The following is a 19,114-nucleotide window of genomic DNA, read 5'->3' on the forward strand; positions in this document are numbered from 1 at the left end:
AGGATGACACCCTAACACATCATTTTTGAGCTAAAGCGGCTAAATAGGCACAAAAATACCGGCTTATTGAGCCATCAAATTCCCCACTTACAGCAAATAATGGCGTGCCCATAAAAGGGGATATCAGCTATTGATGCTTTATCGCTCACAGCATTTGGGAGTCTGTTTTGTTCCAACACATTAGTTACACAAAAAATACTAACTCAAACGTTATTCAGCTTGGCCAAGGACGTGTATGAATGCCTCGATAACTGGCGGTGAAAATCGTGAGAATGCCTTTACGACAACGCTGGCACGCCTACGCGCGAACCCAAAAATCCCACTGCTGATTGCGGCGGCAGCAGCCGTTGCTATTATTGTCGCGCTGATGCTATGGGCTAAAAGCCCGGATTACCGCGTCCTTTATAGCAACCTGAGTGACCGTGATGGTGGCGATATCGTCACCCAATTAACACAACTGAATATTCCCTATCGCTTTGCTGATAATGGCGGAGCGTTGTTGATTCCGGCAGATAAAGTGCACGAAACCCGTCTGCGTCTGGCACAACAAGGTTTACCGAAAGGCGGTGCGGTCGGTTTTGAACTGCTGGACCAGGAAAAATTTGGCATCAGCCAATTTAGTGAACAAGTTAACTACCAACGGGCATTAGAAGGCGAACTCTCCCGAACTATCGGCACACTGGGTCCGGTACTGAATGTGCGCGTTCATTTGGCCATGCCGAAACCCTCACTGTTTGTTCGTGAACAAAAATCGCCAACAGCCTCTGTCACCCTCGCCTTACAACCTGGCCGAGCGCTCGACGATGGTCAAATCAACGCTATCGTCTACATGGTTTCCAGCAGCGTAGCGGGTTTACCACCTGCAAATGTGACAGTGGTAGACCAAACTGGCCGCTTATTAACTCAATCTGATAGCGCTGGCCGCGACTTAAATGCGGCACAACTTAAATTTACTAATGAAGTTGAAAACCGCTTCCAGCGCCGTATTGAAACTATCCTGGCCCCGATGGTAGGTAGTGGTAATATTCACGCGCAAGTCACCGCACAGGTTGATTTTGCGAGCCGCGAGCAGACCGACGAAGAGTACAAACCGAATCAGGCCGCCAACCAAGGGGCGGTACGGTCTCAACAAGTCAGCACCAGTGAACAACTGGGCGGAACGAATGTCGGTGGTGTCCCTGGCGCATTGTCCAATCAGCCCTCAGCGACTCCAGTCGCGCCGATTGAAGTGCCCCAAGCCGCCCCTGTAGCAGGTGCAGCGGCGAATACTGCCAATGCTGCGAATCGCCCAGCGACCACAACCGCAGCCAAACAGACTGCAACCTCAAGCAATAGCCGTCATGACCAAACCACCAACTTCGAAGTTGACCGCACTATTCGCCACACCCAGCAACAAGCCGGTATGGTGCAGCGCCTTTCCGTCGCGGTAGTCGTCAATTACGGTAGCGATAAGGCGGGTAAACCTATCGCGTTGACCAAAGATCAATTGGCGCAAGTGGAATCACTGACGCGCGAAGCCATGGGCTTCTCTACGGTTCGTGGCGATACGTTAAATGTGGTGAACACACCGTTTAATGCCACTGACGATGGAAGTGGTAATAGTCTGCCGTTCTGGCAACAACCGTCGTTCTTTGATCAGTTGCTTAATATTGGTCGCTACTTGCTCATCTTACTGGTGGCGTGGGTCTTATGGCGCAAACTTGTCCGCCCACTGATTGATAAGAAACAAGTGGCAGATAAAGCAACTGCATCGGTCAATAACATTGTGCAGACCGCGCAAGCTACTGAAACAGCGAAACAAACTAAAGAAGAGCTGGCCCAACGTAAGAAAAATCAGCAACGAGTGAGTGCTGAAGTTCAGGCCCAGCGTATACGCGAACTAGCGGATAAAGACCCACGTGTTGTCGCGCTGGTTATCCGTCAATGGATGAGTAATGACCAATGAGCCTGACCGGAACTGAAAAAAGCGCCATCATGCTGATGACTCTGGGTGAAGACCACGCGGCAGAGGTGTTTAAACACCTTTCCTCGCGTGAAGTACAGCAACTCAGTACCACCATGGCGAGTATGCGTCAGGTTTCTCACCAACAGTTGATTGATGTATTGGCTGAGTTTGAAGACGATGCTGAGCAATATGCGGCGCTGAGTGTGAATGCCAGCGATTATCTGCGCACGGTGCTAATAAAAGCATTGGGGGAGGAACGTGCATCCAGTCTATTGGAAGACATTCTGGAATCGCGCGAAACCACCAGTGGTATGGAAACACTCAACTTTATGGAGCCGCAGATGGCGGCCGACCTGATCCGCGACGAACACCCGCAGATTATCGCCACTATTCTGGTTCATCTAAAACGCGCTCAAGCAGCCGATATTCTGGCGCTGTTCGACGAGCGCCTGCGCAACGATGTCATGTTACGTATTGCCACCTTCGGCGGTGTTCAACCAGCGGCGTTGGCTGAATTGACTGAAGTGCTGAATAACCTGCTCGACGGCCAAAACCTCAAACGCAGCAAAATGGGCGGTATCCGCACTGCGGCCGAGATTATCAACCTGATGAAAACCCAGCAGGAAGAAACTGTCATGGATGCAGTTCGCGAATACGACGGCGAACTGGCACAGAAAATCATCGACGAAATGTTCCTGTTCGAGAATCTGGTCAGTGTCGACGACCGCAGCATCCAGCGTTTACTGCAAGAGATCGACAACGAATCGCTGCTGATTGCCTTGAAAGGTGCCGATCAGGCGCTGCGCGAGCGCTTCCTCAGCAATATGTCACTGCGTGCAGCCGAAATCCTGCGCGACGACCTGGCCACCCGTGGCCCGGTACGAATGTCACTGGTCGAAAACGAGCAGAAAGCCATCTTGCTTATCGTCCGTCGTTTGGCGGAAAGCGGCGAGATAGTCATCGGCGGCGGCGAGGATATTTATGTCTGATAGGATTAATGCCCTGCCCTGGCAGCCTTGGTCACTTAATGACTTTGCCAGCCAATCTGAACCCACCGCTGCCACTGCGCCGCCGGATATCAGTGTGTTATTTACTGATGAGCCAGGAGCAGAGGCTGCGTCAACAGAGGGTGACGAACAGCAGGCACTGATGAATCTGCAACTTGAAGCCGAGAAGCAAGGTCGCCAACAAGGGTTTGCCAAAGGGTTGCAAGAAGGCCTGGATAAAGGTTACCAAACCGGCTTGGAAGAAGGACATCAGCAGGCTCTGGCAGATGCTGAAAAACAATTGGCCCCAATCACCGCACACTGGCAAAGTCTGGTCGATGATTTCCAGAACACCCTTGACGCACTGGACAGTGTTATTGCTTCGAGGTTAATGCAAATGGCATTGGCGGCGGCAAAACAAATTCTGGGGCAACCGGCAATTTGCGATGGCACCGCGCTGCTGGCCCAAATCCAGCAAATGATTCAGCAAGAACCCATGTTTGCCGGTAAACCTCAATTGCGCGTGAACCCGAATGACTTGTCCGTGGTTGAACAGCGCCTGGGGTCGACCTTGAGTCTGCACGGCTGGCGCTTATTGGGTGATAGCCAAATTCACCCAGGTGGATGCAAAGTCAGTGCGGAAGAAGGCGACTTAGATGCCAGCCTGGCGACACGCTGGCATGAGTTGTGCCGTCTGGCAGCACCGGGAGAATTATGATGACCGCCCGCCTTGGCCGCTGGCTCACCTCTTTAGATAAGTTCGAAGAGCGCATTAGCCAATCAACCACCATCCGTCGCTATGGGCGGTTGACGCGCGCCACGGGTCTGGTTTTGGAGGCCACTGGCCTACAATTACCCCTCGGCGCAACTTGTCTGATTGAACGCCATGATAACGGTGAAGTGCAAGAAGTTGAGAGCGAAGTGGTCGGTTTTAACGGCCAGCGCCTGTTCCTAATGCCACTGGAAGAAGTGGAAGGCATTGTGCCCGGTGCTCGAGTTTATGCTCGCATCACCACGGGGGGAACCTCCGCCAGTAAACAATTGCCACTTGGCCCTGAGTTACTAGGCCGGGTGTTAGACGGCAGCGCCAAGCCGCTTGATGGCTTACCCGCGCCGGAAACCGGCTACCGGGCTCCGTTGATTACCCCGCCCATCAATCCATTACAACGCACAGCAATTGAGCAAGTATTGGATGTTGGCGTGCGCACTATTAATGCTCTGCTGACAGTAGGCCGTGGGCAGCGCATGGGCTTGTTCGCGGGCTCTGGGGTGGGGAAAAGTGTGTTATTGGGCATGATGGCCCGTTACACCCAAGCTGATGTCATTGTTGTAGGTTTGATTGGTGAACGTGGCCGTGAGGTAAAAGATTTTATCGAGAATATTTTAGGTGCCGAAGGGCGAGCCCGCTCCGTGGTCATCGCGGCCCCTGCTGACGTGTCGCCACTTCTGCGTATGCAGGGTGCGGCTTATGCCACTCGTATTGCAGAAGATTTCCGCGATCGCGGTCAGCATGTGTTGCTGATAATGGACTCCCTGACCCGCTACGCCATGGCCCAACGTGAGATAGCACTGGCAATCGGCGAACCGCCTGCCACCAAAGGGTATCCACCCTCTGTATTTGCCAAATTACCGGCGCTGGTTGAGCGAGCGGGTAATGGCGTCTCTGGCGGCGGCTCGATTACGGCGTTTTATACGGTACTGACTGAAGGTGATGATCAGCAAGATCCCATTGCCGACTCCGCTCGCGCCATTCTCGATGGGCATGTGGTGCTATCACGCCGTCTGGCTGAGTCTGGCCACTACCCCGCCATTGATATTGAAGCTTCTATCAGCCGTGCGATGACCTCCCTGATAGATGAAAATCACTACAGCAAAGTTCGCCAATTTAAACAGCTGCTTGCCAGTTTCCAACGTAACCGCGATTTGGTTAGCGTCGGTGCATATGCCGCCGGTAGTGACCCATTACTGGATAAGGCCATTGCTTTGTATCCGCAAATGGAAATCTTTTTGCAGCAAGGCATGTTTGAACGCAGCAGTTACGAAGATGCCTGCCAGCATCTGAAAAGCCTGTTTCCGGGTTGATAGCCAGTGACCCAGGCCACAGCCCCTGTCGTATACCCAAAGTCATTGGTGTTGTAGGTGGGCGGCAAGTGAAAGAATCCCGATGAGCTGGCTTACGTCAGTGATTCGGGTGAACGAACGTAGCTAACAACCCTGCGGCATCAAGTACGAAGGGTATTGAGGAATACGATGAAAAGTCAGTCACCTCTCGTCACCCTGCGCGACCTGGCCCAAAAGGCGGTCGAACAGGCAACTACCCAATTGGGACAGGTGCGTTTGTCCTATCAGAATGCTGAGCAGCAACTCAGCATGTTGTTGTCCTATCAGGATGAATACCGGGTGCGGCTGAATGACACACTGAGTAACGGAATGGCTTCGTCCAGTTGGCAAAATTATCAGCAATTTATTCAGACCTTAGAGCAAGCCATTGAACAACACCGTAATCAGTTAGCCCAGTGGAATACAAAAGTTGAACAAGCAGTGCAGCATTGGCAAGAAAAGCAACAGCGGTTAAATGCATTTGAAACATTGCAAGATCGGGCTGAAACCACGGCACGTTTGCAAGAAAACCGCTTGGATCAAAAATTGATGGATGAGTTCGCCCAGCGCGCCTCACAAAGGAGTTTAAATTCATGAATCTGTCTCTATTGCCTGCTGTTGCAACTGCCGGTGAAGCCGAGGGCGCAGCAGCCTCCTCGTCTATTGCTGCGCTGTTTACTGACGCAGGACTGCCGGCTGATTTCGCCAAACTTTTGGGTGATCAGTTGGGGAAAGAACTCACTGCCATGGATGCATCAACCCTGAAATCATCACTGGCGGCGACAACCGACATTACTGCTGATGTTGATAGTGGTAAATCTGCCACCGGTAACAGCAAGTTGAATCAGTTGCTGGCCGCATTGGGTGATATCAGTGCCACGCTGCCCGCCGGTTTGACTCATGCGGGGCAAACGGGTGATGCCGCGGGTGTCAAAAAGACCACGGTGAATGATGACAGCAAACTGGACAATTCCAGTGATAAAACGGACTCCACAGCATTACAAACATTATTGGCAATGCTGCCGCATCAGGTGGCTAACACTCTGGGTGCTGCAAATGGTGGGCAAAAGGCCCCGTTGGCTGATAGCAAAGGCCTGACTGACACGAAAACAACCGCCCAACAGGATATTTCCACTCTCACCAGCCTGACTTCGCAAGATAAGGGTTTAGCTGCGCTGATTGGCGGCACGTTAGGCAGTGTGAAGAATGATAAAACAGCGACCGCCGTTGATGCGCTACCAGGTGCTACCACTAAAACCAAAACTAGTGGGCAAGATAAGCTGGCACTGTCGAGCGCGAAAGATACCGACAACAGTACCCTCGGTGCAAAAGTCGCCCCACTCGTGGCCCCTACAGATACCACGGTGGCGGCAGCCGCAGCGGATAAAACGCTGGTCGGTTCAGGTACTGTCGCCCCTTCTCTGCCTCCAGTTTCCAGCCCTGTCTTATCAACAACGGCCAGCACCCATATCAGTGCCCCCGCCAGTGGCTATCTCAGCGCTCAGTTGGGCAGTCAGGAATGGCAACAATCACTGGGGCAACAAGTGATTATGTTCAGCCGCAATGGGCAACAAAATGCCGAGTTGCGGCTGCACCCTCAAGAGTTAGGTGCCTTGCAGATTAGCCTGAAAATAGAAGATAACCAGGCGCAATTACACTTTGCTTCTGCACATAGCCAGGTTCGGGCCGCGATTGAAGCGGCTATGCCAAGCTTACGTACCGCTCTGGCCGAAAGCGGCATTCAGCTAGGTCAAAGTAGTGTTGGCAGTGAAGGTCAGTGGCAGCAAGCGCAGCAACAGAGCCAACAAAATCAGCAAGATTTCGCCTCTCGCGGCCAGCCCGGATATGGTGAAATCGCTGCTGGGGAGGATCGGGCTAACACGCCGCTGGTCACTCCTGCTTCGCTGCAAGCACTGGCTAACGGCAATGGCGGCGTTGATATTTTCGCCTAAAGTGGATGTTAATTTCGCCAAAAGGTGACAAACGGGCAAGTTAGGCCGTTTTTCTCCACCTATTCTTCCTATTGGGATTAAGGATACGCGGGATAATCATCAGTAATAATTCGGATATCTTGGGGTCAGTTGCCTCAAGTTATTATCGTGATTCACCGGTTTGATACCGAAACAGGAATTTGCCTTCTCCATGTCTCAAAATACCTTCCCGGCCAAGCGTAAGAGTTCGATCTGGGTGATCCTGCTAGTGCTGATTGCAGTGGCAGCCACTGCGGGTGGCGGTTACAGCTGGTGGATACTCAATAAGAGTAAGCCAACCACGGCGAAAGCCGCTCCGGTTATCCCGGTGTTCATGCCACTGGAGACCTTCACGGTCAACCTGATTACGCCAGACAATAATCTGGATCGCGTGCTTTATATCGGATTAACGTTAAGACTCCCCGACGACAACACTCGCGCAAAACTCAATGACTATCTGCCGGAAGTGCGCAGCCGTTTGCTGTTACTGCTCTCCCGTCAGTCTGCTGACAGCCTGGCTAATGAAGAAGGCAAACAGCGATTAGTTGGCGAAATTAAAAACGTTCTTAGCCCGCCTATGGTTAAAGGTCAACCTAATCAGGTAATCAGCGATGTGCTGTTTACCGCATTTATATTGCGATAATCATTATGGGCGATAGCATTCTTTCACAAGCAGAGATTGACGCACTGTTAAACGGTGACAGCGGGGGCGATGAACCTGAGGCTGTCACCGGAAATGAAACAGACGTCAAACCTTATGACCCGACAACCCAGCGACGTGTGGTGCGTGAACGCCTACATGCGCTGGAGATAATCAATGAGCGGTTCGCCCGTCAGTTTCGGATGGGGCTGTTTAACCTGTTGCGCCGCAGCCCTGACATTACAGTCGGCCCAATAAAAATACAGCCATATCATGATTTTGCACGTAACTTACCGGTGCCGACCAACCTCAACCTGATACATTTAAAACCGTTGCGCGGGACAGCACTGTTTGTATTCGCCCCCAGTTTGGTGTTTATCGCCGTTGATAACTTGTTTGGTGGTGATGGCCGTTTCCCGACGAAAGTGGAAGGCCGTGAATTTACCCACACAGAACAGCGCGTGATTAACCGGATGTTGCGCTTGGCGCTGGATGCATACCGCGATGCCTGGGCGCCTATCTACAAAATAGATGTGGAATATGTCCGGTCTGAAATACAGGTGAAATTTACCAATATCACCACCTCGCCAAACGATATCGTGGTGACAACACCTTTCCATGTGGAAATCGGTGCGTTGAGTGGTGAGTTTAACATCTGTATTCCGTTTGCCATGATTGAGCCATTGCGCGAATTGCTGACGAATCCACCACTGGAAAACTCCCGTCAGGAAGACAGTCATTGGCGTGAAACACTGGTCAAGCAAGTTCAGCATTCCGAGCTGGAATTGGTCGCCAATTTCGTCGATATCCCACTGAGATTGTCGCAGATACTCAAGCTACAACCGGGGGATGTATTACCGATAGATAAGCCGGACCGACTGATTGCTCACGTCGACGGCGTACCGGTACTGACCAGTCAGTACGGGACATTAAACGGGCAATATGCCCTACGAGTTGAACATTTGATTAACCCTATTTTGAATGCTCTGAATGAGGAACAGCCCAATGAGTGACCCTAAGCTTCCGTCTGATGATGGAAAGGAATCCGTGGATGATCTGTGGGCTGATGCGTTTAATGAGCAGCAAGCAGCGGATAAGCCAGCGGCCACTACCGAAGGTGTATTTAAATCACTGGAAGCACCGGACGCACTGGGTAACCTGCAAGATATCGACTTGATTCTCGATATCCCGGTAAAACTGACCGTTGAACTGGGCCGCACCAAAATGACCATCAAAGAATTGCTGCGTCTGTCCCAAGGCTCAGTGGTTTCCCTTGATGGCTTAGCGGGCGAACCTTTGGATATTCTGATTAACGGTTATCTGATTGCCCAAGGTGAAGTGGTAGTGGTCGCGGATAAATACGGCGTTCGCATCACTGACATTATTACCCCATCAGAACGCATGCGTCGTTTGAGTCGCTAATGACCGCAACGCAAACAGTGGCAACAACATCCCCTGACACCACACCGGCTGCTGATGCGCCGGTGGCAGTGAGCCTTCCGGTGACCTCACCGCAAACGCCCGTGACGGGATTTGCGGCCAGTCACCCCGGCTCTACCCTGCAACAGACGGCTCCGGCCATGCCCGCCGGCACCGTATTAACACAGGTCGGCAGTGTGTTGGGCGGTATTTTACTGCTGATTTTGTGCGCCGCCTGGCTGGTGCGCCGATTAGGTTTTGCACCTCAGGCCCGGAACAATAAGTTATTAAATGTGCGAGCCAGTTGTCAGGTTGGTCAGCGCGAGCGGGTGGTGATTGTTGAGGTGGACAATACCTGGCTAGTATTGGGTGTTACCGCCCAACAAGTGACCCAACTCCATACGCTGGCACGTCCGACGGTTGACGAAACCAGCGCAGCTTTATCGCCCGACCATGCGAAACCGGCTGATTTTCGTCAGATACTGAATACCTATCTATTAAACAAGAAATCGAAACACCCGGAAAAATCGGCATGATGTCTCTGCGTCCGCTAATCAGTAAAGCTCCTTTGGTGCTATTCGCCCTGCTCTGTTCCCCGGCAGCATTGGCCCAATTACCGGGCATTATTAGCCAGCCGTTGGCGAATGGTGGGCAGAGTTGGTCTTTGCCGGTACAAACGCTGGTCTTTATCACCACGCTGAGTTTCCTGCCGGCCGCCTTGCTCATGATGACCAGCTTTACCCGCATCATTATTGTGCTGGGTTTGCTGCGAAACGCATTAGGGACGCCCTCCGCACCACCGAATCAGGTAATGCTCGGTTTGGCGCTATTTCTGACTTTTTTCATCATGTCGCCAGTGTTTGACAAGGTCTATCAAGATGCTTATCTGCCTTTCAGTCAGGACAAGATAAGTATGGAAGTGGCAATGGATAAAGGCTCGCAACCATTGCGTGAGTTTATGTTACGCCAAACCCGTGAATCTGACTTGGCACTGTATGCCCGTTTAGCCAACCTGCCGCCATTGGAAGGGCCAGAAGTGGTGCCGATGCGCATTCTGTTGCCAGCTTATGTTACCAGTGAGCTGAAAACAGCTTTCCAGATTGGTTTTACGGTATTTATTCCGTTTTTGATTATCGACCTGGTGGTGGCCAGTGTGCTGATGGCACTGGGTATGATGATGGTCCCCCCTGCCAGTATCTCGCTCCCCTTCAAGCTAATGCTATTTGTGCTGGTTGATGGCTGGCAGTTGCTATTGGGTTCTCTGGCACAAAGTTTTTATAGCTAAGGTAGATGCATCATGACACCAGAATCGGTGATGGCTCTTGGCGTTGAGGCGATGAAGATAGCCCTGGCACTGGCCGCGCCATTATTGCTGGCAGCCTTGATCAGTGGTTTGATTGTCAGCCTGTTGCAAGCCGCGACACAGATTAACGAAATGACACTGTCATTCATCCCCAAAATACTGGCCGTTTTTGCCACTTTGGTCATTGCTGGCCCGTGGATGCTAAGCTTGATCCTCGACTACATGCGTAACTTGTTCACCAGCCTGCCTACGTTGATTGGCTAAGCATGCTTTCTGTTGATACTACTCAACTTAGCGTCTGGGTCAGCCAGTATTTCTGGCCACTGATTCGCATTCTGGCGCTGATAACCACCGCGCCGGTATTAAGTGAAAAGCAGATAAACCGCAAAGTTAAAGTCGGTTTAGCAGTATTAATTACCTTTCTGATTGCCCCGTCCTTGCCACCTGTCAACATTCCGCTCGTCTCCAGCGGTGCCGTGTGGGTTGCTGGCCAGCAGATATTGATTGGGGTCGCTATCGGCTTAACCATGCAGTTTGCTTTTGCTGCTATCCGGCTGTCAGGTGAAGTGATTGGTTTGCAAATGGGGCTGTCATTCGCCACCTTCTTCGACCCCTCCGGCGGGCCAAACATGCCGGTTCTCGCTCGGCTATTAAACTTGCTGGCGATGTTGTTATTTCTAACATTCGATGGTCATTTATGGCTAATCTCATTACTGGCCGACAGTTTTCATACCTTACCCATCCAATTCGAACCACTTAATGGCAATGGTTTCCTGGCATTAACACAGGCCGGTTCATTGATCTTTATGAATGGCCTGATGTTGGCATTGCCGCTCATTACTTTGCTACTCACTCTAAATATGGCATTAGGTATGCTTAACCGCATGACACCGCAACTTTCTGTATTCGTTATCGGTTTCCCACTGACATTGACTGTTGGGATCATTTCTTTGGGGTTAATCATGCCGCTGCTGGCACCTTTTACCGAGCACCTGTTTGGCGAGTTTTTTGACCGGCTGGCAGGTGTTATCAGTGGTTTGGCAAGTTAATACTTCAGGTCACAGCTTGAAAGATGGCGGATATAAAAAAAGGTATGTCACCCCAAACCTTAGTGGGAAAAGGCGACATACCAAAAAGTGTACCCGGTTTAAGCACACTTAAGAGGGGAACCTGCGGGCTGGCCCACAGGTTGAAGACGGATTATTTATTCAGTTGGAACAGAGACAAGCCCTGCATATTGGTGAATGTGGTGTAAGAAGCCTGCAATGCGGCCTGCTGCATGACGTATGAAGAGATGGCTGAGTTCCAATCCACATCTTGCAAGTCACTCAAGCGCTGCTTATTGATTAACGTACGGTCAGATCCCAAGCTATCGAGACTGTCTAATTCTTGCAATTGAGTCCCAATTTCAGCCTGCACTGACAGCACATTGTTCAGTGAGTTAGCCATGCCGCGGATACCTTTATTCATCTCATCCGAGGCCTGTTTTTTCACATCATCTGTTGCGCCTTGCAAGGGGGTCTTCAGTGATTTTAATACTGTATCAATCGTATTAAAGATATTGGCTTCAGAGGTCACCGGAGCACCATTGACATCATCTGGCTCTGGCTTCGCATTACTGGTCAAAGCCATAAAAACACTGGAACCGGTATGCCCAACCGTCACTGTACGGTTAGAATCGACCCGTTGCTCAATTGCAACATCGCCTCCAGCATAGGTTACCTGACCGGTACTGCTGACCGCGAAAGGGGGTTTATCACTTTTAAAACCGCCAAACATGTAACGACCATTACCATCAGTAGAATTAGCCTGATTTACTAGCTGGTCTTTTAACCCCTGTAATTGCGTCGCCATTGAAGCCCGGTCATCGTCACTCAGTGAGTCTTTAGCCGCGCCAATAATCAGACTTTGAATTGACTGAATGGTGGTTGTCGCCTGAGAAAGCACCGTGGTTTCTAATGAGGAACTTTGGCGGGCATAACTGCGTGCCAAAGTGTACTGACCATTTTCGGATTCAGATTGTGACACCATCACGGCTTGAGATGCTGCCATCGGGTCATCTGAGGGATTAATCACTCGCTTGCCCGTCGAAAGCTGTTGGCCTGACTGCATCCAAAGGGATTGAGCATTAGTGATGCCCTGCATATTTTGCTGATACAGCATGCTGGTACTTAAGCGCACGATGTCAGTTCCTTTTAGCAACAGCTTAGTCAGCCGGCCACATTAACCGCAATACTGACTAAACCTAAAATGAGATAAGTAGCAGCATCAACACCTTGCTGCTGACCCAAACTTAACCGCGCAGACTCAACAATGCGTTAAACAACGTCGAAGCCGTCTGAATTACTTGCGCATTCGCCAGATAATATTGCTGGAAACGCTGCAAATCGCCGTACTCTTCGTCCAGATTAACCCCAGAAATAGACTGCTGCTCCGCGGTTAGCTGCTTGACGATATTAGCCTGCGCCGTACTGTTGGTTTTCGCCGTCGCCGTTTGGTTACCGACATTACTGACCAACCCCGCATAAGCCCCCGAGAACGTCGCCTTACTGTCGACCAGTTTCTTGGTTTGCAGATCCAATAATGCTTGCGCATTGACATTGTCACTCGCGCCGCCATCCTTGGTCCCAGCGGCTGCAATCATGCTGGAATCCTTAATAGCAACCTGCAAATTCGCCGCAACATTGGAAACAGTTTTAATGGTAAATTTGTCTTTGGCTTCTGGCCCTTGCGTACCGTTAGTGATACTGACCGCCACACCGTCGAAATTCAGAGTCGGTTTACCATTGGCATCCGTACCGGATGTGGTCGGCACTTTGGTGTTGTCCGACAAGCGCGTGACCTGCCAGTCAGTCCCGTCAAACTCTACGGTATAATCGCTAGCCTTCACTTTAGAGGTATCGGTGTAAGCCACACTTAAGCTGGCATCACCTTGATTTTTCGCATTTTTTAGCACTGAAGGGTCAGCGAAACTAAAGAAATCGGTGCCTTCTTCGCCATTAGCATCAAACCCGGCTTTGTGCTGAGTATTAAAACTGTCAGCCATCACCAAGGCTAATTGACCCAATTGGTTACGCGCACTGTCCAGGGCTTCACTGCGGAATTTCAGAGTTCCACCGAGCGAACCACTGGTCAGGCGACTTTCATCAATTTCCGTGGTAGCGCTCGTGCCATGTTTGTAGCCCAGAGTCAGGCGAGTTGCATCCGCACTGGACGGAATAGCTTCCACTTTATAAGCATTTGGCCCTTGCACCAAAGAGAGGCCACCCGCAAATGACACATTGTATGCATCACCGTCTTGCTGAGTCACCGTAACCGCAACAATCTGGTTTAACTCGGTCACCAACTGATCACGTTGGTCGAGCAAAGCATTTGGCTCGCCACCACCACTGCTACCACGCAGGCGGGTAATCTGATCATTTAGCTTGGCGATTTGTTCAGCATAGTTATTAATCTGCGTCGCGCTGTCGCTTATCTTTTGATTAACACCCGTGTCCATATCGCGCAGATATTTATCCGCGTTCTGGAATTGATTAACTAAACCTTCGCCCTTGCCCAATACGGTTTTGCGCGCCGCATCATCGCCCGCATTGCTCACCAGATTTTGCAGGTTACTAAAGAAGTCCTGTATCGTGGTTGAGATGTTATTGGATGTATTGGACAGTAAGTTATCAATTTGCGAGATTTGTTGATAATAAGTTGTCAGGCCACTACTTTGGGTTTGTGAGGCGCGTAATTGGTTGGTAATAAAGCCATTATATTCGCGGTTAACACCTGTCACTGTCACGCCATTACCAATAAAACCCGCCGGGCTTAATGTCCCGCCGTTTTGTGCAAAAATAGTGTTTTGGCGGTTATAGCCCGCTACCTGAAAATTAGTGATGTTATTACTGACGGTGCTCAGGGCATATTGTGCCGCGCTCAGACCACTCATCGCAGTATTCATTAAACTATTGGACATGAAGAAATCCTTTTACAGCAGGCGATAAGTATCGCGAACCTGCATTTATTAATATTGGGATACTGCCTGAGGAAACCTAAGCCCCCGCACAGCCTGTAATGATTATCGGCCCGACATTGAGAAACTTGAGTAAAAATATGGGTGTTATTGCCAGTCAATCCAATGAGTAAAGACGCGCACGTTATGATGAATATCTGTCCAAAAGGCGTTAATGTCGCAGGCAGTTTGGGCTGGTCAACGTACATGTCGTCCGTCGCGACGCCGTGTGCTGACCAATCCCAAAAATGACCCGTAAAATAACCTATTTTTAGAAAAGCTGACTGAGATCACCGCTATAGGCTTTTACCGCTTGTTCACCAGCATTCTTCATTTGCTGAATCACCGTGACCAATTTTTGAGCATATTGCGGGTCGGTCGCATAACCGGCACGTTGCAGAGCATGTGCCCCTTGTTCTGGGCTTTGGGCCGCAGCAACATTGGCGTAGCGCGGATTTTGGGTTAGTAATTTGACATAATCACTGACGGCTTCGACATAGGAGCCATATACCCGGAAGCGCGCTTTGGTTTTCTTCGCCACACCTTGCTCATATTCCGTGGTAGTGATTTCACTGACCGGCCCATCCCAGTTGTTGCCCGCTTTGATGCCAAAGACGTTGTAGCTGGTTTTACCATCTGCTGTTGGGATCTCCCGTTGACCCCAACCAGATTCCAGCGCGGCCTGCGCCATAATAAGCTGATGCGGAATACCACTTTGCTGGCTAGCAATTTGTGCTGGAATAGACATCCGCGCCACGAAATTACCGGTGCTTTGCGGCAGTGATGCTGAACTGTTAGTCGGCGGCGTCGGCATGGCCCGGCGCACCATTTGTTCCAAAGCTTGCGCCGGAAGGGTTTGCAGGACTTCATTATCCAACATCATTGGCGTTGTACCGGCAGTCTCACTCGGTGATGTGGTACCTGAAAGTTGCTCCACCATCATGTCCGCCAAACCTAACCCTTTGACTGACATTTGCTGAGCAATCTGCTGGTCATACATTGAGGTATAGAGCCGGGTTTGATCACTGTTCATCACGCCATCTTGCGGCAAAGCAGAACGCATACTTTTTAGCATCATCTGCACAAACATCCCCTCCACCTGCTGGGCAACCTGCTTTAAATTGCCATCGGGATCTCTTGCCGCATCACGTTTCAGCGTATTCAGTGATTGGGCGTCATAAGCCGCCCCGAACATTTCATTGGCGGCGCTGGGCATTGCCATCAAATCGCTCATTAGATAATTTCCAATTTAGCCCGTAAGCAGCCGGCACTTTGCATCGCCTGCAAGATAGACATCAAATCAATCGGCGTTGCTCCCAGTGAATTCAAGGCGCGCACCACATTATTCAGATTCGGGCTGGCATTAACGCGTTGCAATACGCCACCTTGCTGCTGAACGGAAATCTGGGTGTTCGGCGTCACGACAGTCTGGCCACCACCAAAGGGTGTATCCGGTTGGCTAACCGTATTTTGCTTATCAACAACCACGGACAGGTTCCCTTGCGCCACCGCACAAGAGTCAAGCATGACATTGCGGTTCATCACCACAGATCCCGTACGCGAGTTAATAATCACCTTGGCGTCACCGGCATCAATATTCACTGGGATATTCTGAATATCCGCCAGAAAACGAACTTGTGAACTGCCGCCGCGAGGAACTAAAACCTGAATAGTGCGGGCGTCGATGGCTGTCGCCGAACCAAACCCGCGTTGGCGGTTAATGGCATCACTGATCTGCTGCGCGGTAGTAAAGTCTTCGGTATTCAATTGAAGATTAATCACGCCATCGGTACCAAAGGTGGTCGGCAATTCGCGCTCAATAGTTGCGCCACTGCTAATCCGCCCGCCAGTCAACTGGTTGACCTGAACACTGCTGCCACCGGAGGAAGCCCCGGCTCCGCCCACTAATACGTTGCCCTGAGCCAGAGCATAAACCTGATTATCGACCCCTTTTAACGGAGTCATGAGCAATGTGCCACCACGAATACTTTTGGCATTACCCATTGAGGACACCACCACATCGATGGTTTGCCCCGCGCGGGAAAATGCCGGTAATTTGGCCGTCACCATAACCGCGGCCACGTTTTTGAGCTGCATATTGGTGCCCGCGGGTACGGTAATCCCCAATTGCGACAACATGTTGCTCAAACTTTGTGTGGTAAACGGCGTCTGCATGGTTTGGTCACCGGAACCATCCAACCCCACGACCAAGCCATAACCAATTAATGCGTTATCGCGCACTCCCTGAACGGTCACCAAATCGCGGATACGCTCAGCTGACGCCGGTAATGACATCAGCGTGAACAGCATAATAAGCTGCATGATAAATACGGTGATAAGTGACTGTTTACGCATTAATGGGCCTCTTAGTATGGCGAAACATTAAGGAAGAACCGCTGCAACCAGCCCATGGTTTGCGCTTCATTGATATAACCGTTACCCACATACTCGATGCGCGCATCAGCAACTTGTGTTGACGTCACTGTATTGCTGCCGCTGATGGTGCGTGGGTTGACTACCCCAGAGAAACGAATGAATTCAGTCCCCTGATTGATGGCGATTTGCTTCTCGCCCACCACATGTAAGTTGCCGTTCGCCAGCACGCGGTCAACCGTCACGGTGATGGTGCCACTGAAGGTGTTATTGGCATTCGCCCCACCCTTGCCACCAAAGGTGTTGTCGCCAGAAATATCCATGTCGGCGCGGGCATTGCCCAGCAATCCTTCCAGATATCGCGGTGCGGTCGCCACACCAAATTTGCTCGAACCATTACGGCTGGCATTGGCTGAAGAACTTTTACTGGCGCTGACATTTTCCTGCAAAGTGATGGTCAGTGTGTCACCGACATTACGTGGGCGACGGTCTTCAAATAGCGGCTGATAACCATAGTTCATCGGCTGGGCAGCTTGGAAAATAGAGCCATTTGGAAGTGGCGCACTGGCCGGTGCCGGCTGTGCAGACGTCGAGCCATCCACCAGTGATTTATGCGGAATATACGCGCAGCCATTGAGTAGCATTGCCGTCAACGGCATGCAGACCCATTTCAATCCACCTGATTTGCGCAGCGGCTTTCTGTCCATCTCTGATTATCAGTCCTGTTACCGGTGAGAGGCTGGCAAGGTCAGCCCCGAATACTCATTATTCTGCTGCTTTCAGGGGGCACAGTTGCCCCCCGAGAGCGGATTTACAGCTGTGTCAGTTTTTGCAACATCTGGTCGGAAGTTGAAACCGCTTTACTGTTGATTTCATAGGCGCGTTGCGTCTGGATCATGTTGACCAACTCTTCCGCCACATTGACGTTAGAGGTTTCAACATACCCCTGATACAACAAGCCCGCGCCGTTCAGACCTGGGGTTGAATCATTAGGTGCGCCGGAGCTGGCGGTTTCCTGATACAAGTTCTCGCCCACACTTTCCAGACCACTGTTATTGATAAAGGTGGTCAGTGTCAGTTGCCCCACTTGCTGCGTGGCAGTCTGCCCCTGCAAGGTGACACTGACTATCCCATCACGGCCCACGGTCATGCTCAGGGCATTGGCGGGAATAGTAATGGCGGGCTGCACTTGGAAGCCACCGGAGGTGACCAACTGACCATTTTGGTCAACTTGGAAAGAGCCATCGCGGGTATAGGCATTGGTGCCATCAGGCATTTGCACCTGAAAGAACCCTTCACCTTTAATGGCGATATCTTTGGTGTTATCGGTTTTGGACAGATTGCCCTGGCTGTGTAAACGCTCAGTGGCGACCGGGCGAACACCGGTACCAATCTGTAAACCTGATGGCAATGTCGTCTGCTCGGAAGATTGTGCTCCCGGTTGACGCATCGTTTGGTATAGCAAATCTTCAAAAACCGCCCGCTGGCGTTTAAAGCCATTGGTGCTGACGTTCGCCAGGTTGTTGGCGATAACATCCATATTGGTCTGCTGTGCATCCAAACCGGTTTTGGCAATCCATAGTGATCGGATCATCAGTTTATTCCTCTGCGCCTATGCGCTTAGCTCATTGCTAACAGCTGATTAGCGCGCTGTTCATTTTCATCCACACTGTGGATGACTTTCATCTGCATTTCGAAACTGCGGGCATTGGCAATCATGTCGGTCATGGCCTCAACCGCTTTCACGTTACTGCCCTCAAGCACACCTGGCATAATCTTGATAAGCGGGTCATTCGCCAACTGAGCGCCACGCGCCTGTTGTGTTGCAGGTGTCAGATGGAATAGCCCATCATCGCCGTGCATCACTTCACCCGCAGTTGCCCTAACCCGCTTAATCTGACCAAGCTGAGCAATGGTATTCGGTGAGTCACCGGCGTTTAGCGCCGAAATAGTGCCATCCGCAGCAATGGTGACCGCCGCCTGAGGAGGGACTTCAATCGGGCCGTTGTCACCCATTAACGGGTAACCCTGCACGGTCATTTGCCCATCCGCCGAAACTTGAATATTCCCGTTACGGGTATAGGCCTCAGTACCATCGGGCAGTTGAACTGCCAGATAGCCATCCTGCTGCAAGGCGACATCCAACGGACGACCGCTATAGTTCATCGTCCCCTGGCTGATATCTACGCCGGGGGTCGATGCCGTAACCATGGTGCGAGTGGCCATACTTGGCCCATCAATAGGCACAGCCCGCATCGCCGCCAACTGCGCACGGAAGCCCGGCGTCGAGGCGTTAGCCAGGTTATTAGCGGTAACCGCTTGCAGTTCGAGAGACTGTCTTGCAGCCCCCATTGCGGTATATATTGCGTGATCCATGAGCG

At 51.2% G+C, this 19,114-nt stretch carries 20 protein-coding genes; 13 read left to right on the forward strand and 7 right to left on the reverse strand.

Going from position 1 to position 19,114, the window contains the following annotated elements:
• The first annotated feature begins 235 nt into the window (after positions 1-235).
• From fliF to fliR, 13 genes are all read left to right on the forward strand, one after another.
• On the forward strand, positions 236-1,945 hold the full coding sequence (fliF, locus tag F0T03_RS12870) for a flagellar basal-body MS-ring/collar protein FliF (protein WP_159678771.1): 1,710 nt from the start codon (positions 236-238) through the stop codon (positions 1,943-1,945).
• Positions 1,942-2,934 (forward strand): flagellar motor switch protein FliG, encoded by a 993-nt coding sequence (gene fliG / locus F0T03_RS12875; protein WP_042545662.1) that lies wholly within the window; start codon positions 1,942-1,944, stop codon positions 2,932-2,934. Before fliF ends, fliG begins: the two co-directional genes overlap by 4 nt.
• Positions 2,927-3,649 carry a flagellar assembly protein FliH gene (gene fliH, locus F0T03_RS12880; protein WP_145555927.1) on the forward strand — a complete coding sequence of 241 codons (723 nt, stop codon included), beginning with the start codon at positions 2,927-2,929 and terminating at the stop codon, positions 3,647-3,649. Before fliG ends, fliH begins: the two co-directional genes overlap by 8 nt.
• Complete coding sequence (gene fliI, locus F0T03_RS12885) at positions 3,649-5,013, forward strand: flagellar protein export ATPase FliI (RefSeq protein WP_145555934.1); 1,365 nt, start codon at positions 3,649-3,651, stop codon at positions 5,011-5,013. The genes fliH and fliI overlap by 1 nt, the downstream gene beginning before the upstream one ends.
• Before the next feature lie 168 nt (positions 5,014-5,181).
• Positions 5,182-5,628 carry a flagellar export protein FliJ gene (gene fliJ, locus F0T03_RS12890; protein WP_145555926.1) on the forward strand — a complete coding sequence of 149 codons (447 nt, stop codon included), beginning with the start codon at positions 5,182-5,184 and terminating at the stop codon, positions 5,626-5,628.
• Positions 5,625-6,983 (forward strand): flagellar hook-length control protein FliK, encoded by a 1,359-nt coding sequence (locus F0T03_RS12895; RefSeq protein WP_162526944.1) that lies wholly within the window; start codon positions 5,625-5,627, stop codon positions 6,981-6,983. The genes fliJ and F0T03_RS12895 overlap by 4 nt, the downstream gene beginning before the upstream one ends.
• 190 nt (positions 6,984-7,173) lie before the next feature.
• Positions 7,174-7,644, forward strand: coding sequence for a flagellar basal body-associated protein FliL (gene fliL / locus F0T03_RS12900; protein ID WP_159678773.1), 471 nt, complete (start codon positions 7,174-7,176; stop codon positions 7,642-7,644).
• 5 nt (positions 7,645-7,649) lie between these two features.
• Entirely contained in the window at positions 7,650-8,654 is a 1,005-nt protein-coding gene (gene fliM / locus F0T03_RS12905; protein WP_025377919.1) for a flagellar motor switch protein FliM, read from the forward strand.
• On the forward strand, positions 8,647-9,063 hold the full coding sequence (gene fliN, locus F0T03_RS12910) for a flagellar motor switch protein FliN (protein ID WP_025377918.1): 417 nt from the start codon (positions 8,647-8,649) through the stop codon (positions 9,061-9,063). Before fliM ends, fliN begins: the two co-directional genes overlap by 8 nt.
• On the forward strand, positions 9,063-9,596 hold the full coding sequence (fliO, locus tag F0T03_RS12915) for a flagellar biosynthetic protein FliO (protein ID WP_159678775.1): 534 nt from the start codon (positions 9,063-9,065) through the stop codon (positions 9,594-9,596). Before fliN ends, fliO begins: the two co-directional genes overlap by 1 nt.
• On the forward strand, positions 9,593-10,345 hold the full coding sequence (fliP, locus tag F0T03_RS12920) for a flagellar type III secretion system pore protein FliP (RefSeq protein WP_159678777.1): 753 nt from the start codon (positions 9,593-9,595) through the stop codon (positions 10,343-10,345). The genes fliO and fliP overlap by 4 nt, the downstream gene beginning before the upstream one ends.
• 12 nt (positions 10,346-10,357) lie before the next feature.
• The gene (gene fliQ, locus F0T03_RS12925) at positions 10,358-10,627 is read left to right on the forward strand and encodes a flagellar biosynthesis protein FliQ (RefSeq protein ID WP_004392156.1); all 270 of its coding nucleotides are present in this window, start codon (positions 10,358-10,360) and stop codon (positions 10,625-10,627) included.
• 2 nt (positions 10,628-10,629) lie between these two features.
• A complete protein-coding gene (gene fliR, locus F0T03_RS12930) occupies positions 10,630-11,412 on the forward strand; it encodes a flagellar biosynthetic protein FliR (RefSeq protein ID WP_145555922.1) in 783 nt (260 codons plus the stop codon).
• 151 nt (positions 11,413-11,563) lie between these two features.
• On the opposite strand, the gene flgL is transcribed toward fliR, so the two are convergent.
• The 7 genes from flgL to F0T03_RS12965 form a co-directional block, all read right to left on the reverse strand.
• Positions 11,564-12,544, reverse strand: a complete 981-nt coding sequence (gene flgL / locus F0T03_RS12935; protein WP_159678779.1) for a flagellar hook-associated protein FlgL — start codon at positions 12,542-12,544, stop codon at positions 11,564-11,566.
• 112 nt (positions 12,545-12,656) lie between these two features.
• Positions 12,657-14,324 (reverse strand): flagellar hook-associated protein FlgK, encoded by a 1,668-nt coding sequence (gene flgK, locus F0T03_RS12940; RefSeq protein WP_159678781.1) that lies wholly within the window; start codon positions 14,322-14,324, stop codon positions 12,657-12,659.
• Between the two features lie 307 nt (positions 14,325-14,631).
• Positions 14,632-15,594 (reverse strand): flagellar assembly peptidoglycan hydrolase FlgJ, encoded by a 963-nt coding sequence (flgJ, locus tag F0T03_RS12945; protein WP_162526945.1) that lies wholly within the window; start codon positions 15,592-15,594, stop codon positions 14,632-14,634.
• Positions 15,594-16,715 carry a flagellar basal body P-ring protein FlgI gene (locus tag F0T03_RS12950; RefSeq protein ID WP_145555919.1) on the reverse strand — a complete coding sequence of 374 codons (1,122 nt, stop codon included), beginning with the start codon at positions 16,713-16,715 and terminating at the stop codon, positions 15,594-15,596. The genes flgJ and F0T03_RS12950 overlap by 1 nt, the downstream gene beginning before the upstream one ends.
• An 11-nt stretch (positions 16,716-16,726) precedes the next feature.
• Positions 16,727-17,440, reverse strand: coding sequence for a flagellar basal body L-ring protein FlgH (flgH, locus tag F0T03_RS12955; RefSeq protein ID WP_145555918.1), 714 nt, complete (start codon positions 17,438-17,440; stop codon positions 16,727-16,729).
• A gap of 104 nt (positions 17,441-17,544) precedes the next feature.
• Complete coding sequence (flgG, locus tag F0T03_RS12960; protein WP_145555917.1) at positions 17,545-18,327, reverse strand: flagellar basal-body rod protein FlgG; 783 nt, start codon at positions 18,325-18,327, stop codon at positions 17,545-17,547.
• Positions 18,328-18,353: 26 nt separating this feature from the next.
• A complete protein-coding gene (locus tag F0T03_RS12965) occupies positions 18,354-19,109 on the reverse strand; it encodes a flagellar basal body rod protein FlgF (RefSeq protein ID WP_145555916.1) in 756 nt (251 codons plus the stop codon).
• Positions 19,110-19,114 lie beyond the last annotated feature (5 nt).

The organism is Yersinia canariae (assembly GCF_009831415.1).
Taxonomy (GTDB): domain Bacteria; phylum Pseudomonadota; class Gammaproteobacteria; order Enterobacterales; family Enterobacteriaceae; genus Yersinia; species Yersinia canariae.